The 25,870-nt window shown below is 30.5% G+C and carries 25 protein-coding genes and 1 tRNA gene; 20 read left to right on the top strand and 6 right to left on the bottom strand.

From position 1 onward, the window contains the following. Positions 1-124: 124 nt before the first annotated feature. The 9 genes from tpiA to GQS58_RS10405 all read left to right on the top strand — a co-directional run bounded on the left by tpiA (position 125) and on the right by GQS58_RS10405 (position 9,711). Positions 125-883 (top strand): triose-phosphate isomerase, encoded by a 759-nt coding sequence (gene tpiA, locus GQS58_RS10445; RefSeq protein ID WP_166385589.1) that lies wholly within the window; start codon positions 125-127, stop codon positions 881-883. Between the two features lie 78 nt (positions 884-961). After that, the gene (gene prmA, locus GQS58_RS10440) at positions 962-1,798 is read left to right on the top strand and encodes a 50S ribosomal protein L11 methyltransferase (protein WP_166385587.1); all 837 of its coding nucleotides are present in this window, start codon (positions 962-964) and stop codon (positions 1,796-1,798) included. Between the two features lie 10 nt (positions 1,799-1,808). Further along, the gene (locus GQS58_RS10435; protein ID WP_166385585.1) at positions 1,809-2,084 is read left to right on the top strand and encodes an ATP-dependent Clp protease adaptor ClpS; all 276 of its coding nucleotides are present in this window, start codon (positions 1,809-1,811) and stop codon (positions 2,082-2,084) included. Positions 2,085-2,101: 17 nt separating this feature from the next. Beyond that, complete coding sequence (locus GQS58_RS10430) at positions 2,102-2,374, top strand: hypothetical protein (protein WP_166385583.1); 273 nt, start codon at positions 2,102-2,104, stop codon at positions 2,372-2,374. A gap of 100 nt (positions 2,375-2,474) precedes the next feature. Next, positions 2,475-2,672 (top strand): hypothetical protein, encoded by a 198-nt coding sequence (locus GQS58_RS10425; RefSeq protein WP_240914592.1) that lies wholly within the window; start codon positions 2,475-2,477, stop codon positions 2,670-2,672. A 228-nt stretch (positions 2,673-2,900) separates the two neighbouring features. After that, the gene (locus GQS58_RS10420) at positions 2,901-5,582 is read left to right on the top strand and encodes a class I SAM-dependent DNA methyltransferase (protein WP_166385581.1); all 2,682 of its coding nucleotides are present in this window, start codon (positions 2,901-2,903) and stop codon (positions 5,580-5,582) included. Then, the gene (locus GQS58_RS17055; protein WP_205860416.1) at positions 5,582-6,325 is read left to right on the top strand and encodes a hypothetical protein; all 744 of its coding nucleotides are present in this window, start codon (positions 5,582-5,584) and stop codon (positions 6,323-6,325) included. The genes GQS58_RS10420 and GQS58_RS17055 overlap by 1 nt, the downstream gene beginning before the upstream one ends. Before the next feature lie 250 nt (positions 6,326-6,575). Further along, entirely contained in the window at positions 6,576-8,522 is a 1,947-nt protein-coding gene (locus GQS58_RS10410) for a DEAD/DEAH box helicase (RefSeq protein ID WP_166385579.1), read from the top strand. Beyond that, positions 8,515-9,711 carry a GIY-YIG nuclease family protein gene (locus tag GQS58_RS10405; RefSeq protein WP_166385576.1) on the top strand — a complete coding sequence of 399 codons (1,197 nt, stop codon included), beginning with the start codon at positions 8,515-8,517 and terminating at the stop codon, positions 9,709-9,711. Before GQS58_RS10410 ends, GQS58_RS10405 begins: the two co-directional genes overlap by 8 nt. 186 nt (positions 9,712-9,897) lie before the next feature. Here GQS58_RS10405 and GQS58_RS10400 read toward each other — a convergent pair. The 3 genes from GQS58_RS10400 to GQS58_RS10390 form a co-directional block, all read right to left on the bottom strand. After that, positions 9,898-9,974, bottom strand: a tRNA-Arg gene (locus GQS58_RS10400). A 61-nt stretch (positions 9,975-10,035) separates the two neighbouring features. Then, positions 10,036-10,266 (bottom strand): DUF2007 domain-containing protein, encoded by a 231-nt coding sequence (locus tag GQS58_RS10395; protein ID WP_166385574.1) that lies wholly within the window; start codon positions 10,264-10,266, stop codon positions 10,036-10,038. Between the two features lie 11 nt (positions 10,267-10,277). Continuing rightward, entirely contained in the window at positions 10,278-10,430 is a 153-nt protein-coding gene (locus GQS58_RS10390; protein ID WP_166385572.1) for an SsrA-binding protein, read from the bottom strand. Between the two features lie 540 nt (positions 10,431-10,970). Between GQS58_RS10390 and GQS58_RS10385 the strand changes: the two genes are divergently transcribed. After that, positions 10,971-11,909: a calcium/sodium antiporter gene (locus GQS58_RS10385; protein WP_166385570.1), complete on the top strand. Its 939-nt coding sequence runs from the start codon at positions 10,971-10,973 to the stop codon at positions 11,907-11,909. Between the two features lie 40 nt (positions 11,910-11,949). On the opposite strand, the gene GQS58_RS10380 is transcribed toward GQS58_RS10385, so the two are convergent. Continuing rightward, positions 11,950-12,240 (bottom strand): SelT/SelW/SelH family protein, encoded by a 291-nt coding sequence (locus GQS58_RS10380; protein ID WP_166385568.1) that lies wholly within the window; start codon positions 12,238-12,240, stop codon positions 11,950-11,952. 234 nt (positions 12,241-12,474) lie between these two features. Further along, positions 12,475-13,491, bottom strand: a complete 1,017-nt coding sequence (locus tag GQS58_RS10375; RefSeq protein WP_166385566.1) for a glutamine synthetase beta-grasp domain-containing protein — start codon at positions 13,489-13,491, stop codon at positions 12,475-12,477. 168 nt (positions 13,492-13,659) lie between these two features. On the opposite strand from GQS58_RS10375, the gene GQS58_RS10370 reads away from it, so the two are divergent. From GQS58_RS10370 to GQS58_RS10325, 10 genes are all read left to right on the top strand, one after another. Then, positions 13,660-15,843 (top strand): glutamine synthetase III, encoded by a 2,184-nt coding sequence (locus GQS58_RS10370; RefSeq protein ID WP_166385564.1) that lies wholly within the window; start codon positions 13,660-13,662, stop codon positions 15,841-15,843. A 431-nt stretch (positions 15,844-16,274) separates the two neighbouring features. Next, positions 16,275-17,231: a hypothetical protein gene (locus tag GQS58_RS10365; protein ID WP_166385562.1), complete on the top strand. Its 957-nt coding sequence runs from the start codon at positions 16,275-16,277 to the stop codon at positions 17,229-17,231. Positions 17,232-17,308: 77 nt separating this feature from the next. Next, on the top strand, positions 17,309-17,791 hold the full coding sequence (locus tag GQS58_RS10360) for a hypothetical protein (protein ID WP_166385560.1): 483 nt from the start codon (positions 17,309-17,311) through the stop codon (positions 17,789-17,791). Further along, on the top strand, positions 17,792-18,517 hold the full coding sequence (locus tag GQS58_RS10355) for a CsgE family curli-type amyloid fiber assembly protein (RefSeq protein ID WP_166385558.1): 726 nt from the start codon (positions 17,792-17,794) through the stop codon (positions 18,515-18,517). Between the two features lie 12 nt (positions 18,518-18,529). Continuing rightward, entirely contained in the window at positions 18,530-18,943 is a 414-nt protein-coding gene (locus GQS58_RS10350; protein WP_166385556.1) for a curli assembly protein CsgF, read from the top strand. A 51-nt stretch (positions 18,944-18,994) separates the two neighbouring features. Next, entirely contained in the window at positions 18,995-20,299 is a 1,305-nt protein-coding gene (locus GQS58_RS10345; RefSeq protein ID WP_240914591.1) for a CsgG/HfaB family protein, read from the top strand. Positions 20,300-20,313: 14 nt separating this feature from the next. Further along, the gene (locus tag GQS58_RS10340) at positions 20,314-21,816 is read left to right on the top strand and encodes a carboxypeptidase regulatory-like domain-containing protein (protein ID WP_166385552.1); all 1,503 of its coding nucleotides are present in this window, start codon (positions 20,314-20,316) and stop codon (positions 21,814-21,816) included. A gap of 108 nt (positions 21,817-21,924) precedes the next feature. After that, positions 21,925-23,103 carry an AIR synthase related protein gene (locus GQS58_RS10335; RefSeq protein WP_166385550.1) on the top strand — a complete coding sequence of 393 codons (1,179 nt, stop codon included), beginning with the start codon at positions 21,925-21,927 and terminating at the stop codon, positions 23,101-23,103. 468 nt (positions 23,104-23,571) lie between these two features. After that, positions 23,572-24,048 carry an Hsp20/alpha crystallin family protein gene (locus tag GQS58_RS10330; RefSeq protein ID WP_166385548.1) on the top strand — a complete coding sequence of 159 codons (477 nt, stop codon included), beginning with the start codon at positions 23,572-23,574 and terminating at the stop codon, positions 24,046-24,048. Between the two features lie 208 nt (positions 24,049-24,256). Beyond that, on the top strand, positions 24,257-24,745 hold the full coding sequence (locus GQS58_RS10325; protein WP_166385546.1) for a hypothetical protein: 489 nt from the start codon (positions 24,257-24,259) through the stop codon (positions 24,743-24,745). Between the two features lie 183 nt (positions 24,746-24,928). Here the strand turns inward: GQS58_RS10325 and GQS58_RS10320 are convergent, their stop codons facing one another. Continuing rightward, the gene (locus GQS58_RS10320; protein ID WP_166385544.1) at positions 24,929-25,639 is read right to left on the bottom strand and encodes a hypothetical protein; all 711 of its coding nucleotides are present in this window, start codon (positions 25,637-25,639) and stop codon (positions 24,929-24,931) included. Positions 25,640-25,870: the final 231 nt, after the last annotated feature.

Below are 25,870 nucleotides of genomic sequence, written 5' to 3'. Positions count from 1 at the left end.
AACATATAAAACGTTATCGTAACTATTTGCTTTTCTAAGTGATTTTTGTCTTTCCATTTCTTAAATTTACATCCAAATTAATAAAAACATTAACAAGAACCTTTTAGGTGATAAAATAAGAATTATGAGAACAAAAATAGTAGCAGGTAACTGGAAAATGAATAATGATAAGAAAGAAAGTAAAAAACTTATCAAAGATTTAAAAAAAGCAATTAAAAATGAGAAATTAAAAAACACTCGTGTTATTGTTGCTCCTACTTTTGTAAACTTATCAGCTTCTTTAAAAGCAGCGAAAGATTCTGCTATAGAGGTAGTTGCTCAAAATATGCACCAAGCTAAAAATGGTGCTTATACAGGAGAAATTTCTGCAGATATGTTAAAAGCAATCGGAATTAAAACGGTTATTTTAGGACACTCGGAAAGAAGAACTTATTTTAATGAAACAGATGCGTCATTAGCAGCAAAAGTAGATGCTATTTTAGAAAATGATTTAGAAACAATTTTTTGTTTTGGAGAATTATTAGAAGACAGAAAATCTGAAAACCATTTTGCAGTAGTAGAAAGCCAAATTTCTAATGCATTATTCCATTTAGGAGCAGATGCTTGGAAAAGCATTATTTTAGCTTACGAGCCAGTTTGGGCAATTGGTACGGGAGAAACTGCAAGTGCAGAACAAGCGCAAGAAATGCATGCTTTTATTAGAAGTATTGTAGCTAAAAAATACAATCAAGAAGTTGCAGATGCTGTTTCTATTTTATATGGTGGTAGTGTAAAACCTGCAAACGCAGAAGAAATTTTCTCTAAACCAGATGTAGATGGTGGGTTAATTGGTGGAGCTGCTTTAAATGTAGATGATTTTACAGGAATTATTAAAGCTATTTAAGCATCGTACTTAAAGATATTTACAATAAATTTGCATCGAGATTTTAAAATCTCGATGCATTTTTTTTACAAGAAGTTTATGGACAATATATATATAGAATACAATTTTACAGTTACACCAAAAGTACCTGGAACAGAAATTTTAATTGCAGAATTAGGAGAAGTTGGTTTTGAGAGTTTTGTTGAAAATGAAAACGGAGTAACCGCTTACATTCAAAAAGATGATTGGAACGCTAGCGTTTTAGAGGACATCTTTGTTTTAAATTCTGAAGAGTTTTCTATTGAATATAACCATAGCGAAATAGCACAAACAAATTGGAATGCAGAATGGGAAAATAATTTTTCTCCTATTCAGGTGGAAGATGTTGTAAGTATTCGTGCACCTTTTCATGAAAATCCTAATTTAAAATACGACATTGTAATAGAACCAAAAATGAGTTTTGGTACAGGTCATCATGAAACTACACACATGATGGTACAACATTTATTACAATTAGATTTAGAAGGTAAAAAAACATTAGATATGGGATGTGGAACTGGTATTTTAGCAATTTTTGCTGAAATGAAAGGAGCAAACCCTATTGATGCTATCGATATTGATAATTGGTGTTATGAAAATTCTATAGAGAATGTTGAGAGAAATAATTGTAAAAATATTTCTGTTTTTGAAGGAGAAGCGGCACTTTTAATCAATAAAAAGTATGATGTTATTATTGCCAACATCAATAGAAATATTTTGTTGATGGACATGCAGGCGTATACTAGTTGTTTAAATGATAATGGAGTGCTTTTATTAAGTGGTTTTTACCAAGAAGATATACCAATTATAGATGCAGAAGTTTCTAAGTACAATTTAAAATTAGATACTGTTATAGAAAGGAATAATTGGGTTGCATTAAAATACAATAAATTGTAATTTTGTAATTATGAGCACAAAAGAAAAAGTACAAGAAGACATTGATGTTTTAGAGCAAGAAGTTTTTCAGCATGAAATAGTGTTACATAATGATGATGTTAATACTTTTGATCATGTAATAGATTCTCTTGTAAATGTTTGTGAGCACTCATTTGAGCAAGCAGAGCAATGTGCAACTTTAGTACATTATAAAGGAAAATGTACTGTTAAATCTGGTGAGCTTAAAGATTTAGAACCAAGATGTTCTAAGTTGTTACAGTTAGGTTTGTCTGCAGAATTAGTGTAATTGAAAAATTGTAGTTTATGGAAAATGTTTTTAAGTATTACGAGTTTTCACCTTTCTTTTTAGATACATCAGATAGTTTTTCTGGACATGAAATTTGTTATTCTGAATTAAATGATACTCATTTTTTAATTTTTGAAAAAAATAATGATGCATATAATTTATATGTATCAAGATATCTTAACAAAAAAGATATTGGTGTGAATGCTCCAGAAATATTAGAGTTATTAGTAGAAAACTACGATAAAAGTATTCCCGCTCATCGTATAATGATTAAGCAGTATCTTCATTAAAGTACCTCTTACCGAATAATTTTTTAGAAATACCTATTTTATTTTTTATTTGCAGTGACCTTTTAAACAAATTGGTGTCATATAGATAAGAGATAAATAAATGATGGTTAAAAAAAATATTCTATTAGTACTTTTTATTATTATTCCGGTTATTGTGTTTGGTCAAAATGTACCTGCTCCTGCAGGGCCACCACCACCTCCGGGTTTACCTATAGATAATTTAATTGGTTTGTCATTTTTAATAAGTTTAGGTTTAATATACGGTTCTAAAAAGATCCTTAAAGATAGTAGTAGTTAGTTTTATACTAAGTTTGGTTAGACGAAAAGGCCTTGAATTTATTCAAGGTCTTTTTTATTTACTCAATTAAGGTAAAAAAATAGCAATATGTTTTACATAAATATATAATTTTTGTTTGCTTGCAGCTAAGGTTTGTTTTTAAGATAGAAACCTAATAGAAATACGGATAACCATAATGTAAAACCAAATTATAGTTCTATTTTTATAGTTACTATTATTTAGACATTAATGAACGCATCAGAAATAGAAAAGAAACTTCTAGACTTAATTAGTAACTTTAACAAAGAAACCTTTATATACAAGTTATTGTTAGTGTATAATTTGCCAAAAGCAACCATTACAAGATTGCAAAAAGGAACGGCTAATTTATCTGAAAATGAAGGCGAAGTCTCTTTAAAGAAAAAGTTGTTTTTTAGAGAAGAATATAAAGAAGATTTACATCTTACTATTTCTAAAATAACAAAAGAAATAAAGCACGACCAGCGGTTTGTAATTGTTACCGATTATAAAACCTTTTTGGCAATGGATACCAGAACAGGCGCAGGATTGGATATTCCTTTTAAAGATCTTCCTAAAAATTACGATTTCTTTTTGCCGTGGGCAGGAATGGAAAAAGCGCAACATCAAGAAGAAAATCCTGCAGATGTTAAAGCAGCCGTTAAAATGGCACGCTTGTTCGATGAAATTAAAAAAGATAATCCAGACGATTCACCCGAATTTATACACGAGTTAAATGTATTTCTATCTCGTTTATTGTTTTGCTTTTTTGCAGAAGATACCAATATTTTTACAGACAGTCAGTTTACAAATTCAATTGAATCGCATACCCAAACAGATGGTAGCGATTTAGATAGCTACTTAGAAAATCTTTTTAAAGTATTAGACATTCCCAATAATCAAAGAGAAAATTTACCAACATTTTTAAATGCGTTTCCGTATGTAAATGGTAGTTTATTTACTACTAAGATAAATGTACCTACCTTTTCTAGTAAATCTCGAAAAGTATTAATAGAAAGCGGACGACAAGATTGGTCTAACATAAATCCAGATATTTTTGGGTCAATGTTTCAGGCGGTAATTTCTGTAGACCAACGTGGTAGTTTGGGGCAGCATTATACGTCTGTACCTAATATTATGAAGGTGATAGAACCTTTGTTTTTAAACGATTTAAAGGAAGCGTTTGAAGATGCAAAAGGAAATCATAAAAAACTAAACGAACTTTTATTCCGATTAAAAAATATAAAAATATTTGATCCTGCCTGTGGTTCTGGTAACTTTTTAATTATTGCTTATAAAGAACTTCGGACTTTAGAAATGCAGGTTTTTAAAGAATTAGGCACTATGGCATTGTCTGAAATTTCCTTATCTAAGTTTTACGGAATTGAGTTAGACGATTTTGCCCATGAAATAGCAATTTTAGCTTTGTGGTTGGTAGAACACCAAATGAATGTAGCCTTTTTTAAAGAATTCGGACGCACAAACCCTGCACTACCCTTAACGCAAGCAGGAAATATTGTACAAGGAAATGCTACTCGTTTAGATTGGGAAATAGTGTGTCCTAAAAATGAAAATGATGAAACGTATATTTTAGGGAATCCGCCTTATTTGGGAGGGAGAATGCAAAATAAAGAACAAAAATCTGATTTAGAAATTGTTTATCTCCCATATGGGAAACCTAAAAAGGTTGACTACATAACTTGTTGGTTTTTTAAGGCATCTGAATATATTCGAGGGATAAATTCTAAATATTCCTTTGTAACAACAAATTCAATTTGCCAAGGTGAACAAGTTTCTTTAATATGGCCTCATATTTTAAACGCTCAATTAGAAATAGGGTTTGCATACACTTCTTTTAAATGGCAAAACAGCGCAAAGGATAATGCAGGAGTAACAGTTGCTATTGTTGGTGTTAGAAATATTATTAACGCACCAAAATATATATTTACAAATTTGGCTAAAGTTGAAGTGAAAAATATAAATTACTATTTAGCTAATTCAAGAAATATTTTTATTCAGAAACGAAGCCACTCACTTTCTTTTCCTTTTAAAATGGAATATGGAAATATGGCTATTGATGGAGGTTATTTAATTCTGTCTCAAGAAGAGAAGAATGAATTAATTCATAAATATATTTTTGCGAAAGAAATAATTAAACAAATATATGGAGCCCAAGAATTTTTAAATGGCATCAAGCGATTTTGTCTTTGGATCAAAAATGACCAATTAGAAGAGGCTAATAAAATTCCAGAAGTAGTAGAAAGAATATCTAAGGTAAAGGAAAAACGACTTTCAGGTAATGATAAAGGTTCTATTAGCTTAGCTGAAAAACCACATCAATTTAGAGAAATGAAAGAAGGTGTAATTTCAGCATTAATTGTTCCAACAGTTTCTTCTGAAAGGCGAAAATATATTCCATTAAGTTTTATTGATACAAGTAGTGTTATTATCGCTCCTAATCAGGCGATTTATGACCCAGAACCATTTATAATGGGTTTATTATCATCTCGAATGCATATGGAATGGGTTAAAACAGTAGCAGGGAGGTTGAAAACAGATTTTAGATATTCATCTTCACTTGTTTACAACACATTCCCATTCCCCAATATATCAAAACAACGTAAAGAAGAACTCACCCAATGTACGTTGGCTATTTTAGATGAACGATCTAAACATTCAGAAAAAACATTGGCTCAATTATACGACCCTAATAAAATGCCAGCAGGTTTAAAAGAAGCGCATCGTTTAAATGATTTGGCGGTAGAGCGTTGTTATAGAAGTACCCCTTTTACTACAGATGAAGAACGTTTAGAATACTTGTTTAAACTCTATGAAAAAATGATACAAGCAGAAAAGGAAAAAGAAACCCTTTTTGCCAAAGAGAAAAAAACACGTAAAACCAAAAAAGCCTAATGGAAAACAGCCAACAAAATAGCAACCTACAGCCTGTAAACAATTTTGTTATTTTTAGTACAGAAGAAGGTAAGGTAAATATAGATGTTTATTTTAAGGACGATACGCTTTGGTTAACTCAAAAAAAAATAGCAGCGTTGTTTCAAAAAGGTCGTTCTACCATTACAGAACATCTTAAAAATCTGTTTAGTACCCAAGAATTACAAGAAAATTTAGTGTGTCGGAATTTCCGACATACTGCCAACGATGGTAAAACTGCGGTACGTTTATACACCAAAGACGGCAATGTTTGGATGAACCAAAGTCAGCTTGCAGTACTTTTTGACACCTCTAAACAAAATATAGGTCAGCATACATCTAACATACTAGAAGAAAAAGAGTTAGAAGAAAATTCAGTTGTAAAGAATTACTTTACAACTGGTATTTTATATTCAAAAAAATTAATTGAAGGAAGGAAACCTAATTTTTATATAGCATCTAAAGTAGCATCGGTAGTTGATGAAAAAGGAGAATATATAAAGATGAGAGGGATTGATAATGATTATATTCAAAAAATAATAACAGATTATCTTACAAAGTTTGAGAGCGCTAAAAGAAGTGATTTAGAAAATGTTCTATTAAATAAATTATCCGAAGGTTTAGACATTTCTCAAAAAATAAATAAAATAAAAAATAGTATTCAAGCATTAAAAAAGCAAGGTGTTATAGTTGTTGAAGGCAAACTTTGGAAAATGTCTAAATAAAAATAGTTAGACATTTTTAGACGAGAATTAGTTAAACTTTAGACGTTTTTAGCTGAGTTTTAGTTATAAAAGTTAATTAAGGTGTTTAAGAACAGTGATTTATGAAATTTAATTTTAGACATTTTAGACGAGATTTAGACATTTATGTCAGGTATAGTACAAGTAAAATACCGTCATTTCATGCAAAAAAATCTACTAAGCAATATTTTAAATCAATTAAGCAAGAATAAAAAAAGCTAAAAAAAAGAAAATGCCAAATTTAGTAAACGTAGCATACCACCAAACAGGAAATAGTAAAAGTACCAATGAGTACGGAATGCGAGAAATGCAAGAACGTGCCTTTGAGTATAGAGATGCGCAGTATATACTATTAAAATCGCCACCAGCATCTGGTAAATCAAGAGCATTAATGTTTTTGGGTTTAGACAAACTCATCAATCAAGGTATTAAAAAAGTAATTGTTGCGGTGCCAGAGCGTTCTATTGGTAGTTCATTTGCTGTAACAGATTTAAAAACCTATGGTTTTTTTGCTAATTGGTCTCCAAAAGAAGCATACAATTTATGTACACCAGGTAGTGATGGCAGTAAAAGTAAAGTAACTGCTTTTCATAATTTTATGAATAATGACGAGCAAATTTTAATCTGTACACACGCTACATTGCGCTTTGCTTGTGAAGGTTTAGACGAAACGAAGTTTAATAATACCTTATTGGCAATAGATGAATTTCATCATGTTTCTGTTTCCGCAGATAACAAGTTAGGAGAAATTTTAAAAAATATCATCAATACATCTACGGCACATATTGTTGCCATGACTGGTTCTTATTTTAGAGGAGATTCCGTACCAATTTTAATGCCAGAAGATGAAGCGAAGTTTACAAAAGTTACGTACAATTATTACGAACAATTAAATGGTTGTAATTATCTAAAAACATTAGGTATTGGGTATCATTTTTATCAAGGTAAATATACTTCTGCCATCATGGAAGTGTTAGATACCGATAAAAAAACAATATTACACATACCAAATGTAAACTCAGGAGAATCTACCAAAGACAAAGAAAACGAAGTCAATTTTATAATTGATGCCATTGGCGATGTGGTAAAGCAAGATGAAGCAACAGGCGTTATTTTTGTAAAAAGAAAGTCTGATGGTAAAATCCTAAAAATCGCCGATTTAGTAGAAGACACCTCAAAAGAAAGAGAAAAAATACAAAACTACTTACGTGTAAGTGATGCGGTAGATGCTATAGACATCATTATTGCTTTAGGAATGGCAAAAGAAGGTTTCGATTGGCCGTATTGCGAACATGCACTTACCGTAGGTTATAGAGGTTCGTTAACAGAAGTAATTCAGATTATTGGTAGAGCAACAAGAGATAGTACTAATAAAACACACGCACAGTTTACTAACTTAATCGCACAACCAGATGCACAAGATGATGAGGTAAAACTTTCTGTAAATAATATGCTAAAAGCAATAACAGCATCGTTATTAATGGAGCAAGTTTTAGCGCCAAATTGGACCTTTAAAACCAAACATGATATTGATGATGGTAGAAAGGCAAAGCCAGGAGAAATACGAATTAGAGGTTTAAAAGAACCTACTTCTCAACGTGTAAAAGATATTATTGAAGCAGATTTAACCGATTTAAAAGCAGATATATTTCAAGATAAGGAAATGCTAAAAGCAATGCCAGATGAATCTTTAGATCCTAAGGTAATAAACAAGTCGTTAATACCAAAGGTGATACGGATGAAGTATCCAGATTTAACAGAAGAGCAAGTAGAAGAAGTTAGGCAGTATGTGGTAGCAGATTCAGTCATTAAAAACGGAACAATTAAAGAAGTAGCCGACAAAAGATTTATAAGAATGGCAGGTTCCTTTGTAGATATAGACGATCTTCATATCGATTTAATAGACAGTGTAAATCCGTTTCAAGAAGCATTTGAAGTATTGTCTAAATCAGTATCATCTAAAACTTTAAAAGTAATTCAAGATACTATTGAAGCTACTCGTATAAAAATGGATTTTGAAGAAGCAAAAATATTGTGGCCTAAAATTAATGAGTTTGTAAAAACACACAATCGCCAGCCAAATATAAATTCTGTAATAGGTTCAGAAAAAAGACTGGCAGAATGTATTATTTATTTAAAAGCAGAAAAACAAAAAAGAGCCGCACAAAACAATGGATAAGGAACGTATTTTAGACGAAATATTTAGCGACGATCCGTTAGGTTTATTGGTTGTAAAGCCTGTAAGAACTGCGGTTCGTACTTCTGATGAAAGATTAGCGTCTTCTTTTGATGCCATCAATGATTTTTTTGATAAAAACAAAAGAGAGCCAAAACCAGACATAACGAATATTTCTGAGTATCAATTGTATTCAACCTTAAAAGGCTTGCGAGAAAATAATGAAAAAATTCTAGCTTTAGAACCACAAGATAAATACGGCTTATTACCTACGGAACAAAAAGAAATTAACTCTATTGATGATATTTTTAATGATGATGCTTTAGATATTTTTAATGACGATGCCGAAGGTTTATTTGATTTTAAACACACACCAAAAGACTTTAAAAGAGCAGAAACAGATTTTGTTGGTAAAAGAGTTCCTTGTAAAAATTTTAAAGATTATGAGGATTTGTTTAAAGAAGTCCAAAGTGATTTGAATTTAGGCAAACGCAAATTAGTAGACTTTAAAGAGAAGAATTTAAGAATCGGGAATTACTATGTTCACAATGGCATCTTATTTTTATTAGAAAGCATCAATTATACTAAAAAAGATCATTACAGAAAAGATGGAACAAGAGTTAGAGAAGACGGAAGAACGAGGTGTATTTTCGAAAATGGAACAGAATCTAATATTCTAAAACGCTCTGTAGAAAAAAACTTATACGCTAACGGTAGCGTTGTTACAGAAAATATGGACCATATTTCAGAAGAATTTATAGAAAAATTTAGCGATATTACAGAAAAGGATAAAGAAGCAGGGTATATCTATGTTTTAAAATCTGAAAGTAAAAAAGAAGAAATAGCATCTATAGAAAATTTATATAAAATAGGGTATTCTACAAATTCAGTAGAAGAACGTATTAAAAATGCAGAAAAAGAAGTCACCTATTTAATGGCAGCTGTAAAAATAGAATCTTCTTGGAAATGCTATAATATGAATGCTCAGAAATTTGAGAAACTAATTCATAAATTCTTTGGAAACTCTTGCTTAGAAGTAGATGTGTTTGATGAAAAAGGAAGAAGACATACGCCTAGAGAATGGTTTATAGTACCCTTAGAAGCGATAGAACAAGTAATAGCACTCATTATAACCGAAAAAATAATGGAGTATAAATACGATGCAGAAAATCAAATAGTGGTTGTTCGGTAGGTAGGGCGGTTTAATTAAAAGCTGTTTTTGAAAAACTTAGATTATTTTTAAAGTTATGTAGTAAATGCCTCTTTAAAACACCTAAAATATTTTAGAGTGAATGGATTAATTCTAAAAAAAGTGGGCAAATTGTGTAAAAATGAAAAAACCAGTAATTTACAAATCGTTGTAAAGTACTGGTTTTATTGGTGACCTCGGCTGGATTCAAACCAGCAACCTCTTGAGCCGTAATCAAGTGCGCTATTCAGTTGCGCCACGAGGCCGTTAAGCGGGTGCAAATATAGTTTCCTTTTTTTGATTTAGAAAGATAAATGTCATTTTTTTTTATAAATTTATTTCTGCCTTAAATAAATCGATGATAGATTGCGCTTTTTCTAGGTCGTTATTTAATACAAATAATTCAACAGAATTTGTAGGTACACCAAAACCTCCCAATCTTGCCGATTCTACTCGGTCTGATATTCTAGATTTAATAGATGCTTCATTTAATAAGAAATGTAATCTGTTTACTAATATAGCGTTATCAGTAAATACTTTAGTATAATCTTCTGACATAATTTTATTTTTTAGGTTAATGCATTTTTAGTTATAAAAGCTCTCCATCCAATAATTGCTAGTTGAAGTTTAGAGGCTTTAGAAATATCCAATCCTTTCTTTGTAAAGGAAGGTAAAATTAATTTATTAATCTTTGCAAGTGTTTTAAAAACTTGTTTTTTCATGAGTTGTAGATTAGCTTTCAAATTTACTAAAATAAACAACTCAGTGTTTAAAGATTGAGTTGTTTAAAGATAAACTTCTTTTATCTATCTTCATAATATAGTACTGTTATTTTTTTGTTATAATAATATTTGAAATATAATATCAGACAGGTCTTTAATAAATTTAGTTACAATTAGAATCATAATAGTTTGGGTTTTAAAGTTAGTAATTTAGGTTAATTTCGAAATTGTTTTATCAATATATAGCTCTTAAAGGCTTGTTACCAAATGAATAAATAACTATTAATTAAATTGATTTTCTATTTATAACTCATAAAGTGGTATTAGTTATAATGTGTAGGTTTATTTGCTTTAATTAAGTTATTTATTGAAACTTAATTTGGTGTTTTTTGTAAATAACTATAAGTAAATAAAGGGTGTTTAGTTGCTGTTTTTTTTAAGCAAAGGAAATTCTCTTTTTTAAATTGAGAATTTTGGGCTTTTCATTTTTTATTTACTTCTTAAAGTGATAAAAATGTATCTTCGTCAAAAATAAAATGTATGAGTATTTTTTATGTAATTATTGGATTAATACTGTTAGTTGTAGGTGGTGAGTTTTTGGTAAGATCTTCTATAGGGTTGTCTTTTAAACTGAACATCTCTAAAATGGTTATTGGTATGACAGTGGTTTCTTTTGCTACTTCTGCACCAGAGTTATTAGTTAGTTTACAGGCTGCTTTAGATGGTTCACCAGCCATAGCGTTAAATAACGTTATTGGTTCTAATATTGCTAATATTGGGTTGGTTTTAGGTATTACGGCTATTATTGGACCTATTGCGGTGAGTAAAGACTTTTATAAGCTTAATTGGCCTGTAATGATGTTGTTCTCTTTGGTTTTGTATTACTTTTTATGGAACGATAGTGTTTTAACACAGTTAGAAGGTATTATTCTTTTAGTTGGGTTGGCTGTTTTTCTATTTGTATTGATAAGAAGTGCAAGAAAAGAAGATGTGGTTGTAGAAGAGGTAGACGATGCTTTGGCTTCTATAGGTTATGGTAAAATATTTGGTTGGCTGTTAATTGGTGGAGTTGCTTTGTATTTTGGATCGGAATTTTTAGTGAACGGCGCAAAAGATATTGCACAAAATATGGGAGTTAGTGAAGGTGTAATTTCTATAACTATGATTGCAATTGGAACGAGTGTACCCGAGTTAGCTGCTTCTGTTATTGCAGCCATGAAAGGAGAGAAAGCAATTTCTTTAGGGAACTTAATTGGTTCTAATATTTTTAATATAGCTTCTGTGTTAGGTTTAACAGCTATTATTAAAGAAATACCGGTTACAGAAGCTCAAATTTTATCTAGAGATATTTTTTGGATGTTAGGCTTTGCTGCTATTTTATTATTGTTAGTGTTTTTGCCTAAGAAGTTTCTTTTAAGCAGGTTTAAAGGCGTCTTTTTGTTTTTAGGATATGCATTGTTTATTTATATGGTGCTTTAAGTAGCACGCATATAAAATTTAGATATAAAAAACGCCAGCATTAATTTGTTGGCGTTTTTTTTCTGTCTATATGACCTAGGTTTCTTTCTGGAGCGATAACGTCTCTAATACGTCGTTTTAATTCTGTAATTTCTGGAAATCCATTTTCTTCTTTACGTGACCAAACCAATTGGTCATTTGCGGTAATGTTAAAAATACCTCCGGTACCGGGTTGTAAGGTGAGTTCTGTAATTTCATCTGTAAAAGTGGTTAATAATTCTTGACTCATCCAAGAGGCTCGTAATAACCAGCCGCATTGTGTGCAGTATGCTATTTTTATAGTGTTTTTCATGTATTAAAAGTAATTATTTTAGGTGATATTTAAAAGCACTTCACTGCTTTTGTTTATTGTTTACTGTTTTTTTGCGTTAGGGATAGTAGTGGCATCCTTTTTTGTTTTTGGCGATAAGCCAGAAAGAAAAAAGATATAACGGATAGCCCGACCTTTGGTAACGCCCAAAATAATGATATAAAAAAAGCACCTACATTGCTGTAAGTGCTTTTTAAGATTTTATACTACTTGTAATTATTTAACTGGTTTTACAGTTTTAATAATTCTTGCAGCTACTTTATATGGATCTGCGTTTGAAGATGGACGACGGTCTTCTAACCATCCTTTATATCCTTTTTCTACAACGATAATTGGAATACGAATTGATGCTCCTCTGTCTGAAACTCCCCAAGAGAAGTCAGTAATTGCAGCAGTTTCATGCTTACCAGTTAAACGTTGGTCGTTAAACTCACCATAAATTTCAATGTGTTCTTTTACTACTGGGCGGAAAGCTTCACATATTTCGATATATTTATCTTTAGAACCACATTCTCTTAAAATAGAGTTAGAGAAGTTAGCGTGCATTCCAGATCCATTCCAATCAGTATCTCCTAATGGTTTTGGGTGGTACTCAATGTACATCCCTTTTCCTTCAGTTAAACGATCTAATAAATATCTAGATATCCAGATTTCATCTCCTGCTTTCTTTGCTCCTTTAGCAAATAATTGGTATTCCCATTGTCCAGAAGCAACTTCTTGGTTAATTCCTTCAAAGTTTAAACCAGCATCAATACATAAATCAGCATGCTCTTCAACGATATCACGACCATGTGTATATAAACCTCCTACAGAACAGTAGTACTGTCCTTGTGGAGCAGGGTAACCACCTCTTGGAAATCCTAAAGGTAATCCTGTACTTGTATTCATAATAAAGTATTCTTGTTCAAAACCGAACCAGAAATCGTTATCATCATCTTCAATAGTAGCACGTGCATTAGATTCGTGTGGAGTTCCGTCTGCATTCATTACTTCATTCATTACCAAATAACCGTTAATACGATTTGGATCTGGATAAATAGCAACAGGTTTTAAAATACAGTCAGATGCTCCTCCAGAAGCTTGTTTTGTAGATGAACCGTCAAAAGACCAAAGTCCCAATTCTTCAACTGTTCCTTTAAAATCTTCATGCTCCTCAACTTTGGTTTTACTTCTCATGTTCTGAGTTGGATAATAACCATCTAACCAAATGTATTCTAATTTAATTTTTGCCATAATATATATGTGTTTATGTGATGTTCGTTCTACAAAAATCAAATATTTTCATTAGATATCAAAAAAAATAGGGGTAAAATATTTAAAATAGCTAAAAAATAATTTTATCCCTAAATTTGAAAGGGTATCTTTGTATTAAGTTAAATATAAGTAGAAAATATTACTAATATGTCAAGGATTAGATTTAATGCATTACAAGAAACACTACGTAGAAGTCCTATAAAAGTAGTTCAGAATGAAAAAAGATCAACTCTTTTTGGTAGAAATGTGTTTAATAAACATGCTATGCAACAGTATCTTACACGTGCTGCATACGAAAGTGTAATGAATGCAATTGATCATGGAACCAAAATAGATAGAAAAATTGCAGACCAAGTTGCGGTAAGTATGAAAGACTGGGCAATGTCTAAAGGTGCTACGCATTATACACATTGGTTTCAGCCACTTACAGGAGCAACGGCAGAAAAACACGATGCTTTTTTTGAATCTATAAATGGTAGCCTTGCTATGGAAAAATTTGATGGAGAACAACTGGTTCAGCAAGAGCCAGATGCATCTAGTTTTCCTAACGGAGGAATCAGGAATATGTTTGAAGCAAGAGGTTATACCGCTTGGGACCCAACTTCTCCTGCTTTTATTTATGAAACTACCCTTTGTATTCCAACAATTTTTGTTGCTTATACTGGAGAGGCTTTAGATAATAAGACGCCTTTATTAAGAGCGTTACAAGCTATAGATACACATGCTACTGCTGTTTGTAAGTATTTTGATAAGAATGCAAATAAAGTAAGTGCAACCCTTGGTTGGGAACAAGAATTTTTTTTAATTGATGAAGCTTTAGTGCTTGCTAGGCAAGATATACAGTTTACTGGTAGAACATTATTAGGGCATTCACCAGCGAAAGGGCAACAACTTGATGATCATTATTTTGGAACCATTCCTGCAAGGGCTATGAGTTTTATGCAAGATCTAGAGCAAGAGTGTATGTTGTTAGGTATTCCGGTAAAAACAAGGCATAATGAAGTTGCGCCAAATCAGTTTGAGATTGCACCAATTTACGAAGAAGCTAATTTAGCGGTAGATCATAATTCATTAATAATGGATGTGATGCAAAAAATATCTAGAAGACATCACTTTAAAGTGTTGTTGCATGAAAAGCCATTTGCAGGTATTAACGGGTCTGGGAAGCATAACAATTGGTCTTTGTCTACTGGTAACGGAACTAATTTATTAAGTCCGGGTAAAACCCCAATGAAGAACTTGCAGTTTCTTACCTTTTTTATCAATACAATTAAAGCGGTATATCATTATGAAGAATTGTTGAGAGCTTCTATTGCTTCTGCAAGTAATGAATATCGATTAGGTGCTAATGAAGCTCCGCCTGCAATTATCTCTGTGTTTATTGGTAGTCAACTATCTGCAGTTTTAGATGAATTAGAAAATGTAACTAAAGGGAAGCTTTCTCCGCAAGAAAAAACCGATTTAAAGTTAAATATTATAGGTAAAATTCCTGAAATTTTATTGGATAATACCGATCGAAATAGAACTTCTCCGTTTGCATTTACGGGAAATAAATTTGAGTTTAGAGCTGTTGGTTCTTTGGCAAATTGTGCCATACCAATGACCGTTTTAAATACAATTGTTGCAAAGCAATTAAAAGAATTTAAGATTGAGGTAGATGCTTTAATAGAAGAAAAGGATCTTAAAAAAGATGAAGCTGTTTTTAATATTCTAAGAGAATATATTAAAGATTCTAAGGCAATTCGTTTTGATGGAGATAGTTATGGTGAAGCTTGGGAAAAGGAAGCTAAAAAAAGAGGCTTAACTAATTATAAAACAACTCCGGAAGCTTTAAAAGCAAAAGTTTCTGAGAAAACAATTTCTTTATTTGAAGAAATGGAAGTAATGAGTAAAGTAGAATTAGAAGCTCGTTATGAAATAGATTTAGAATCATACGCCAAAAAGGTACAAATAGAAGGGCGTGTTTTGGCAGATATTGCAAGAAATCAAGTAGTGCCTACTGCAATAATTTATCAGAACACTTTGTTGGAGAATACTAAGAATTTAAAAGAAATTTTTGGTGATGAATATAAAATTATTGCCAAAGAGCAAATAGAATTAATTATGCTAATTTCTAAACATATTACAAATATTAATGCTTTGGTAGTTAAAATGGAAGCAGAAAAAGTGAAAGTAAATAAATATTCTGGTTTTAAATTAGCAACGCATTATAGTAATAAAATAAAACCTTTTTTTACAGATATTAGGTATCATTGTGATCAATTAGAAGCCTTGGTTGATGATAATTTATGGCCACTTACTAAATATAGGGAGTTGTTATTTACTAAATAAATAGGGGTTAAATTGTTTTTTTGTTAAAAAGTAAGGGTTAATAATGATAATTATTCATTTTTAACCCTATTTTTATAGGTGTTTTTCCCTGTTTTTATTTTGTTTTTCTTTTGTTTTTATTTATATGTGGTTGATTTTTAGTTATTTATATATCTATGTTGTTTGTGGTTTCTGTTTTTTTTTGGAATTAGATAAATAATTACCTATATTTGACTTGTTTAAACAAAGAATCGATCAAACTATATAGTTTACAACAACTCTTAACTTTAAGTGTTGACTGAAAATGAAAAGTTATCCTTAATAACTTTACATTTTATCCCTAATAATTTTAATTACCCCTAAAAATTTATTGTAGTATATCATGTTCAATTTATATTGAATAGGATTTTGATATGCTTAATTTTTAACTAACGTATTTTAAATTATTTATCATGAAAAAATTAGTAATAATGGCTATGTGTTTAGCTACAGGAGCATTTTATGCTCAAACTCCACAAGCAAATTGTGACGATTGTTCTTTTACTCAAATGACTACTGGGCCACGAGGAGCTGTTGACAATACGAGTGATATCACTCAAAATGGTACCTTAAATACTGCAAATGCTTATCAAATAGGGAATGGAAACTACTCTATAATAGATCAAGATGGTAAGAATATGGGTGTTGGTAATGGAGGAGATAGTAATAATTCTAGAGTCTATCAAGAAGGTACAAGAAACCATTCAGATGTTAAGCAGCATGGAGACCGTAACACAGGTGTGGTTGAACAAAGAGGATATGAAAACTATGCGAAGCAAGACGTTGGTGTTGGATACTCGGAAGATAATGTTACAAGTGCTTTTCAAACAGGAACTTTAAATACTTCGTTTCAAAAACAACGTTATGATAATAACACAGCAACTGTAACGCAAGTAGGTACAGGTTTATTTGGTTTAGGTGCAAATTATGCAGAACAAGACCAAAGCAGTATGGCTAATGGTGTAGCAGGAAGTGTTGCAGAAATAGACCAAACTGGTTCATTTAACGAAGCAAAACAAAAGCAAAGAGGAAGTAATAATGACGCGTATTCTCTTCAAAATGGTATAGGTAATACTTCTGCTGAAGACCAAACATCTGTTGCAGGTAGTGCTTATTCTAATACTTCTACAGTAGATCAAACTTTTGTTGGCACTCCATGGTTAGGTAGTAACTTAGCTTGTGTTACACAAGCATCTGTTGCAGGAAATAACACAAGTTCAATTACACAGACTAATGTTGCAGGTGTAAATGCTTGGACTCCTGGAAACTCAGCTACAGTAACTCAAACAGCTAACTTATCTAGTAATATGAGTACTGTTATGCAAAGTGGTGGAGGTAATCAAGCTTGTGTAGAGCAAATTGGTAACTAAAAATCAAGAAATTATTTAATTAATTTAATAAGTAAGGAGGTTTTTTCTCCTTACTTATTCTTCTAATGCCTTTTATCATGAAAAAAAATAAAAAGATATGGTATTTTCTTCTGTTATTCTTTTGTAGTTTATCTGTAACTGAGGTTTCTGCGCAACAAGAAAAGTTACCCACGTATTTTTCAAATAATTTATCTCAGTTAGGTCCATATAATACTTCTTTACTTATGGATAATAATAATTTAATGACAAATGAGAATGGTCTGAATAGCTTATTTAAACAACAATCAGGAAACATAAATAGTGTAGTACTTAACCAGGTTGGGTTTGAGAATAATGCAGAAATAAAGAGTTCTAATCAGACTTCTCAAAATGTAAACCAAATAGGAAATGAAAACTATTATAGTTTTATTAATTACTATAATAGTAATCCTATCAACTTTGGTGTTCATCAACAAGGTAACGCTAATTCGTTACAAATTTATGGTACAAATTCAATGATGAACGGAGCTGCTATAATTCAAAACAGCAATAATCAGGCACTTATTATTAAAAACTATTAAATGCATTTTGCTAAAATTTATTTTTTTATTTTATGTTTAATAAGTTGTAGCATTAGTTTTAGTCAATCTAAAAATGATGTTTACGGTAAGATTAATATTGATAAAAAAGACAATTTTATTACTTTAAAAGCAGAAGTAAATAATGATGGTTTGTTGCATATAGATAAGTTGTTTTATAATTTAATAGCATTAAAAAAAGGAAAAGGAGGTAATTACTCTAACAATAGACAGTCTGGGGAATTTTCTATACAACCAAACGAAAACATGGAGGTTTCCATCATAAAAGTTAACTTAAATGAAGACGAAGAATTAAAAGTTTATTTATTTATTAAAAAAAATGAAAAATTAATATCTAAAGATTCACTTTGGATATTACCTAAAAATATACAGCAGGAAGTTGCTGAGAAAACAGATGAGAAAGATTTTTTTCTTAAAGGTATAGTCGTAGATGAGGCTATAACTAAAATTGGTAAAGATTATCATGATCTTTTTTATCAATCGTATTTATTGTCTGGAATAAAGCATCCTTTTATTATAAAAATAAAAGAAAAACCAGGTATGGGGAGAACGAGTATTATTCTGGTAGAGGTAGAGGAGATTAAAATACATGAGTTCTTTTCTAGACCAGATGAAGAATTTTTAAAATTGAATGTAGGTGTTGCATTAGAGCGATTATACTTTTATGCAAAACAAAGGGAAGAGTTAAGAAAGAAAAGTAAAATGTAAAATAAAATTGTTATGAAAGATAAAGTACTGTTATTGGTGTTATTTGTTTGTTTTACTGGTTTTTCATTTTCTCAGCAATTGGTTTATAAGTCAATAAACCCATTTTTTGGAGGAGGAGATTCATTTGCATACCAGCAGTTGTTAGCTTCTGCAAATGCTCAAAATGATTTTCAAGAGGAAAATACAAATCAATTTACACAATCTTCAGAGATAGATAATTTTACAGATACTTTAAATAGACAATTATTAAACTCACTCTCACAGGGCTTATTTCAGGAACAAATTGGCAGTCAGGGATTAACAGAAGGAACTTATGTTTATGGCTCTTTGGTTGTAGAGGTTAGTCCAGGTGTTGGTGGATTGAGCGTAAGTATTTTAAACACATCAACAGGAGAACAAACTCAAATAACTATTCCAAACAATTAATTGAAATCTATGAAAAGGAAGTACTTTATTTTATGCTATTTCCTAATAGCAATGTTTTTTTCGAGTTGTGGAACTTATTTTAACCAACCTTTAGATCAGTCAAGAGCTAGAATTGGAGAAAATTCATCTCCTGAAATGTCTATAAAAAGTTTTTTACCAAAAGAAAAAACGGTAGTGGGTGTTTATAAGTTTAGAGATCATACTGGTCAATATAAACCAGTAGAAAATGGTTCTACTTTTAGTACAGCTGTTACACAGGGAGGTACTTCTATACTATTAAAATCATTAGAAGAGTCTAATTGGTTTAAGCCAATTGAAAGAGAGAATATTGGTAATTTATTAAATGAAAGACAAATAATAAGAAATACTCGACAAGAATATGCTGGAGATAATAAACCTATAAAAATGCCACCATTATTATTTGCAAATTACATTGTAGAAGGTGGTGTTGTGTCTTATGATTCAAATATTATTACAGGTGGTTCTGGTTTGCGTTACTTTGGAGTTGGTGCTTCTGGAGAATATCGACAAGACAGAATAACGGTATATTTAAGAGTCGTTTCTACATCAACAGGTCAAATTCTTAAAAATGTGTACGTATCTAAAACTATTTTGTCACAAGGCCTTTCTGCTAATTTGTTTAAGTATGTATCTTTAAGAAGGTTGTTAGAGGCAGAAACAGGTATTACAAAAAATGAGCCTGCTCAATTAGCGGTTAAAGAAGCTATAGATAAAGCTGTAGAGTTATTAATTACAGAAGGTATTATAGATGGTATATGGGAACCTAGTGGAGGACAAGAAGTTGTAGATTTTGTAAAAAAGAACTACAAGAAAGAACAAGAAGAGGCGGAGTTAACAGAATTATTTAATAGAAAACAAGAATATAGAAGAGGTAAGATTAGTGTTGGGGCTGTGAGTGGAGTGTCTAAAATTGTTGGTGATTATTCTGATGCTGAGTTTGGTTTGGGAACAGATATGCTACTTAAATTCATGCTAAATAAATCTAGATTTGCATTTTCTTTAGGGTTAGGTTCTAGCACGCTTTCTAATAAAAATATATTTGAAAAAAGGATTTATGATTCTAATGTAAATTTCGAATACTATTTATTACCTAATGATAGGATAACTCCTTATGCTTATGTTGGTGTTGGTTCTATTTCAACTAAAAACTTAAGTGATAACTATTTTAAATATCAATATGGTGTTGGTTTAGAGTATCTTATTACAGATAAATTGGGACTTATCTTAAGGGGGGAGCAAAATATTATATCAACAGACAATTTAGATGGTTTGGTTAGGGGAAATAAAAATGATAAAATTTGGAATGTTAGAGCAGGAATTAATTTCTATTTTTAAAAAAATAAATTAGTATGAAAACGATACAAAAAATATTAATTCTTATAATAGTAGGCCTATTTTTTAGTTGTGGAGAAGACGATACTATTGATAGTGTAGCGTTTGGAGTAATCACAGGAAAGGTGGTGGAAACAAGTAATTTTGAACCTATTGAAAATGCTAAAGTAACCTTATCTCCAACAAATAATACTACATTTACAGATGCGAATGGAGAGTTTTCTTATGAAGAGGTTCCGGTAAATGAATACTCTATAGAGGCTTCTAAAGAAGGTTTTCTAAATAGTTTTGAGCCAGTTTCTGTAGAAGTAGGTGCAACAGTAAATATTGTTTTTGAAATGCAGGTAGAAACTGCTTTTAATGTTCCGCCAACAACGCCTGTATTGTTAATGCCAATGGATGGTGCTTTAGATACCGATAGTTCAGTAGAGTTGGTTTGGTCTTCTTCTAGTGTAGATGATGATGAGTTAACGTATAGATTAGAGATTAAAAATGATTTTGATAATAATATAATTCAAGTTCAAAATCTTAGTGATACAACTTATGTAGTTCCTAATTTAAAATTTGGAGGTAAATATTTTTGGCAAGTAGCAGTAACAGATCATATAAATTCTGAAGTGTTAAGTACTTCAAATTCATTTACAGTAAAGGGTGATCCAGAAAATAGGTATACTTACGTTAAGGTTGAAGGAGGTAATACTGTAATTTATTCAGCTAGTTTAGATGCCGATTTTGATGAAATTAATACTGTTAAATTAACAGAATCTAGCGCGAATTCTTGGAGGCCTAGAAAAAATAACACTGTAAATTTAATTGCTTTTTTAAGATTGTATAACAACGAGGCCCATATTTTTACCATGAAACCAAATGGTTCGGAGGTAAAAAGAGTAACTTCTAATATTCCTGTTAATGCTTTTGATTTGAATGAGGTAGATTTCTCTTGGTCAACAACAGGAGATCAACTTATTTACCCAAGTTTTGATAAGTTGTATAGAATTAATAAAGATGGTAGCGGTCTTCAAATGGTATATAAAACGGCAAATGGACACTTAATTACCGAATGTGATTGGAGTAATGACGGTACTAAAATAGTGTTAAGAACAAATAATTCTGATGGTTATGATGGTGCTATTTACACCATTGATATGAGTGGAAATGTACTAAATACAGTTGTCTCTGCAAATGTTGGTGCATTAGGCGGCTTAAATTTATCTGTAGATGGCAACTTGTTAATTTATACCAAAGATGTAAGTGATTTTCAATCATCAAATTATAGAAGGTTGAATAATAAAGTTTTTAAATATAATTTTTTAACAATGATAGAAACAGAAATGATTCTTTCAAAACCATCAGGGTCTAATGATTTAGATCCAAGATTCTCACCCAATGAAGCAGAAATAATTTATGTAAATACATCTAACGATGGTATTTCGGAAAAGAAAATATTTACATCTCCAATTGATGGTGATAATAGTAGAGAGGAAATTTTTTCAGGAGCAATTATGCCAGATTGGGAGTAATTAAAACGGAAATATTTAATAAGAAAAAACCAAATGATCAAAAATCATTTGGTTTTTTTATGATGGCAGATAAAAGAAAGTTAAATTTGCAGCTAACAACACAACAACATGAGTCAAGAAGTTTCTAAAAGATACGCACAAAGAGGTGTTTCTGCATCTAAAGAAGATGTACATAATGCAATTAAGAATATCGATAAAGGTTTATTTCCGAAGGCATTCTGTAAAATTGTTCCAGATTATTTAACAAATGATGATGATTATTGTTTAATCATGCATGCAGATGGCGCCGGAACAAAATCTTCTTTGGCATATATGTATTGGAAAGAAACAGGTGATATTTCTGTATGGAAAGGCATTGCACAAGATGCTTTAATTATGAATATTGATGATTTATTGTGTGTTGGTGCAACAGATAATATTATGTTGTCATCTACTATCGGTAGAAATAAAAGTAAAATTCCTGGAGAAGTTTTATCAGCAATCATTAACGGAACGGAAGAGTTAATCGAAGACTTAAAAGGTTTTGGAGTTACCATTCATTCTACCGGAGGTGAAACTGCAGATGTGGGCGATTTAGTTCGTACAATTATTGTAGATTCTACTGTAACTGCTCGTATGAAACGTACAGATGTTGTTGACAATGCAAATATAAAAGCGGGTGATGTAATTGTTGGTTTAGAGTCTTTTGGACAAGCAAGTTACGAGACTGAATATAACGGAGGAATGGGTTCTAACGGATTAACGTCTGCAAGACACGATGTTTTTCATAAATATTTAGCAGAAAAATACCCAGAAAGTTTTGATGCTGCTGTTCCTGAGGAACTAGTATATTCTGGTAATACAAAATTAACAGATAAAGTAGAAAATTCTCCAATTGATGCAGGTAAATTGGTATTGTCACCAACTAGAACTTATGCACCAATAATTAAAAAAATACTATCTAATTTTTCTTCGGATACAGTACACGGAATGATTCATTGTTCTGGAGGTGCTCAAACAAAAATATTACACTTTATAGATAATTTACATATTGTAAAAGATAATATGTTTCCAATTCCGCCATTATTTAAGTTGATACAAGAGCAATCTAAAACAGATTGGAAAGAAATGTATCAGGTTTTTAACTGTGGGCATAGAATGGAAATTTATGTAACTCCAGAAATTGCAGAAGATATCATCGCTATTTCTAAATCGTTTAATGTAGACGCAAAAATTGTAGGTAGAGTAGAGGCTTCTGAAACTAAAAAATTAACAATTACAACTGAGTATGGCGTTTTTGAATATTAAAAAGCCGAGTCATTCTTAAATTATAATAAAACTAAAAACTCCAAATACTTTTAAAAGTATTTGGAGTTTTTTAGTTTTGTTCCGCTAAAGTGTTTGAGCATGGTTAAATACTAACGTTAGTAAATAAATAACAGATAGAAAATCTGCAAGAATTTTTTGTAACTAAAAAACCAAGCAATAAATTATATAGGTTGATTTGTGTATGCTTATCTTAAATATGGATTCTACAGTTTATGTTTTCTAGAGATAATTTCTAGTTTTAAATATAAAATATAAAATGTAAATATGTCATTTTATTGTCTCTAAAACCGACAATTATTCATAATTATGACAAAATTACAGCGAATAACCTCTAATAATTGCGATAAAAACTAATGAATCTATTTTGGTATTCTATTTGTTTAAATTAATCATGAAGTCGTAGAGATTTCAAATTTGAAATAATGTTTAATTTAAAATTTTGTAATTATGAGCAATTTAACAACTGTTCCTAAAAATGGAAGTTTAGCGAACAGCAATTCAAATCAAAACTTCCCAAATTTGTCAAATTGGTTAGATGACATTTTTAATAGAGACTTACCATCCGTATTTACTTCAAACTTTAATACTGGTATTACTTTACCAAAAGTAAATATTAAGGAAACGGCAGACGCTTTTATGGTAGAAATGGCTGTTCCTGGTCTTAAAAAATCAGATTTCTATATTGACCTCGATAATCTCGTATTGTCCATTTCTACAGAAACGAAGGAAGAAAAAGAACATAGGGAAGAAAATTATACTCGTAGAGAGTTTGGTTATTCTTCGTTTAAAAGAACCTTTAATTTACCAGAAAGTGTAAACGATGAAAAGATTAATGCAAATTATGAAAATGGTATTTTAAGTATTCTATTACCAAAAAAAGAAGAGGCAAAACAAAAGCCTGCCAGAAGCATTAAGATTTTATAATTGTTTTACTAAATTTTAGAGTAAAATATTAAGATGGATGCTGATTCTTTTCAGCATCCTCTTAATTATAAGTTGAATTCTTTAAAATTATAATGATATGATAAGAAAGTTTTCTGCCAAAATAAATTGATTAAATAATCGACACTTGTAGTTTGTTAAAAAGAGATACTACAAACCCAAAATTTAGTTTAACTTAAAATATAAAGTAATGAAAAAGTATATTTTAATATTTATGGTTAGCCTGTTAAGTATTGGTTGTAAAGGACAAGAAAATGAAACTAAAAAAGTTGAAAAGGGAGCTCATAAAACGGATGTAGTTGAAGCGCCTAAAGGCACTTGGAAAGTTGATAAAGAATTTGATAAAAACGGAAACTTGATTAGATATGACAGTCTGTATTCTTGGTCTTCTAAAGACGGGTTCGATAACCTCTCGTTATCTGATAAAGATAGTTTGATGCAATCTTTTAAATCAAGATTTTTCTCCAACTATTCAGGATTTAAAAATCAAGGGTTTGATCATGTTTTTTCTCAAGATTCACTTTTTAGCAAACATTTCTTTAATGATAATTTTTTTGGAAGTAATTTTGGTAAGGACTTTATGGACATTGATAAATTAAGACAAAAAATGATTGTAAAACAAAAGAAATTTTTAGAAAAATATCAGTCAGAATTTATCGAAAAAAAAGACGAAAACTAAATAGTTTTCGTCTTTTTTTCTTGTTATTTTGCTTGTGGAAAATTTTTTCTATGAGGTTAGCGCGTTTTAAGCATTGAATTTAGTAAATAAAGCACTAACGGCGAAATTCCGGAAGAATTTCCCAAGTGAGCTAAAACCAGCAATAAAGTTTATACGGTGTTGTAAAAAGTAATTTTTTATTAATTATTCCTTTTTCATTATTATAGGACGTAATTCTTTTTTTAATTTTTCAAATTCATCTTTAGACATCATATCAATTTCCATTAATTCTTTAGCTTCTTTTAACTTTAAAATAGCTTCTTCTCTAGTCATTTTTCTGTTTTTTAATAAAATTTCGCCAGATTCAATTGCTAATTCAGTATCCATAACACTTAAATATTTATTGATTCCAAATGCTTTTCCATTCATTTCTCCTAATACCATAACAAGGTATAAAGGTTTCTTTTTACTTCCTCTATGATAAGCTTTTATTTCGTTTACTATTGCTGTAGTATTTTTCAAACTATTACTAGCCATAACTTGAGCATCTCCATTCATTGCTGTCATAATACTTCCAAATCCAGCTGGTCTTCCCATTTTTATAAATTCATAAGTTTTCTTGGTTGTGCTTCTGGTTTTTGAAATTCCGCCTCTAGCTTGATTACCATAACTACCAGTATAAGTTTTCGAACTTAATTCTTGATTTGTTGGATATCCTAATACAACTGTATCTCCAATTCTAATTACATTGTCATTAATTGTTTTATACTTTTTTACTAATGTTCTATTTTTAATATTTTTAAAAAATTCAATGTCCTGAGTGTTTTCATAAGTTAATGAATCTATTTCTTTTTGAGCACTCAAGCTAAAAATAGTTAATAATGTAAATACAAATAATGTAATAATTTTTTTCATAGTTATTGTTTTAATTTAATTTTCAGTTTTCTTTTATTCTAGTTTATTTTTTACAACGTTGTTGTATAAGCTTTGTTGCGTTGTTTATGCAGTGAATTTAGTAAATAAAACACGAACGGCGAAATTCCGGAGGAATTTCCCAAGTGAGCTATAACCAGCAATAAATTATATACGGCTTAAGTTAGCATTTTAATAAAAACACTAAATTTAAGACATATAATAAGAAAGCAC

It is taken from the genome of Polaribacter sp. 11A2H (assembly GCF_011379025.1).
GTDB lineage: Bacteria > Bacteroidota > Bacteroidia > Flavobacteriales > Flavobacteriaceae > Polaribacter.
The sequence above is the reverse complement of the archived record's forward strand: the minus strand, read 5'-3'. Positions and strand labels throughout refer to the sequence as shown.

Coding starts and splice junctions, on each gene's coding strand:
- GQS58_RS10380 (WP_166385568.1), bottom strand. CDS start 12,240: ATGAAAAACACTATAAAAATAGCATACTGCACACAATGCGGCTGGTTA.
- GQS58_RS10385 (WP_166385570.1), top strand. CDS start 10,971: ATGAGTATTTTTTATGTAATTATTGGATTAATACTGTTAGTTGTAGGT.
- GQS58_RS10430 (WP_166385583.1), top strand. CDS start 2,102: ATGGAAAATGTTTTTAAGTATTACGAGTTTTCACCTTTCTTTTTAGAT.
- GQS58_RS10395 (WP_166385574.1), bottom strand. CDS start 10,266: ATGTCAGAAGATTATACTAAAGTATTTACTGATAACGCTATATTAGTA.
- GQS58_RS17055 (WP_205860416.1), top strand. CDS start 5,582: ATGGAAAACAGCCAACAAAATAGCAACCTACAGCCTGTAAACAATTTT.
- tpiA (WP_166385589.1), top strand. CDS start 125: ATGAGAACAAAAATAGTAGCAGGTAACTGGAAAATGAATAATGATAAG.
- GQS58_RS10370 (WP_166385564.1), top strand. CDS start 13,660: ATGTCAAGGATTAGATTTAATGCATTACAAGAAACACTACGTAGAAGT.
- GQS58_RS10360 (WP_166385560.1), top strand. CDS start 17,309: ATGAAAAAAAATAAAAAGATATGGTATTTTCTTCTGTTATTCTTTTGT.
- GQS58_RS10420 (WP_166385581.1), top strand. CDS start 2,901: ATGAACGCATCAGAAATAGAAAAGAAACTTCTAGACTTAATTAGTAAC.
- GQS58_RS10425 (WP_240914592.1), top strand. CDS start 2,475: ATGATGGTTAAAAAAAATATTCTATTAGTACTTTTTATTATTATTCCG.
- GQS58_RS10325 (WP_166385546.1), top strand. CDS start 24,257: ATGAAAAAGTATATTTTAATATTTATGGTTAGCCTGTTAAGTATTGGT.
- GQS58_RS10335 (WP_166385550.1), top strand. CDS start 21,925: ATGAGTCAAGAAGTTTCTAAAAGATACGCACAAAGAGGTGTTTCTGCA.
- GQS58_RS10345 (WP_240914591.1), top strand. CDS start 18,995: ATGTTTTTTTCGAGTTGTGGAACTTATTTTAACCAACCTTTAGATCAG.
- GQS58_RS10340 (WP_166385552.1), top strand. CDS start 20,314: ATGAAAACGATACAAAAAATATTAATTCTTATAATAGTAGGCCTATTT.
- GQS58_RS10320 (WP_166385544.1), bottom strand. CDS start 25,639: ATGAAAAAAATTATTACATTATTTGTATTTACATTATTAACTATTTTT.
- GQS58_RS10375 (WP_166385566.1), bottom strand. CDS start 13,491: ATGGCAAAAATTAAATTAGAATACATTTGGTTAGATGGTTATTATCCA.
- GQS58_RS10355 (WP_166385558.1), top strand. CDS start 17,792: ATGCATTTTGCTAAAATTTATTTTTTTATTTTATGTTTAATAAGTTGT.
- GQS58_RS10435 (WP_166385585.1), top strand. CDS start 1,809: ATGAGCACAAAAGAAAAAGTACAAGAAGACATTGATGTTTTAGAGCAA.
- prmA (WP_166385587.1), top strand. CDS start 962: ATGGACAATATATATATAGAATACAATTTTACAGTTACACCAAAAGTA.
- GQS58_RS10365 (WP_166385562.1), top strand. CDS start 16,275: ATGAAAAAATTAGTAATAATGGCTATGTGTTTAGCTACAGGAGCATTT.
- GQS58_RS10410 (WP_166385579.1), top strand. CDS start 6,576: ATGCCAAATTTAGTAAACGTAGCATACCACCAAACAGGAAATAGTAAA.
- GQS58_RS10350 (WP_166385556.1), top strand. CDS start 18,530: ATGAAAGATAAAGTACTGTTATTGGTGTTATTTGTTTGTTTTACTGGT.
- GQS58_RS10405 (WP_166385576.1), top strand. CDS start 8,515: ATGGATAAGGAACGTATTTTAGACGAAATATTTAGCGACGATCCGTTA.
- GQS58_RS10390 (WP_166385572.1), bottom strand. CDS start 10,430: ATGAAAAAACAAGTTTTTAAAACACTTGCAAAGATTAATAAATTAATT.
- GQS58_RS10330 (WP_166385548.1), top strand. CDS start 23,572: ATGAGCAATTTAACAACTGTTCCTAAAAATGGAAGTTTAGCGAACAGC.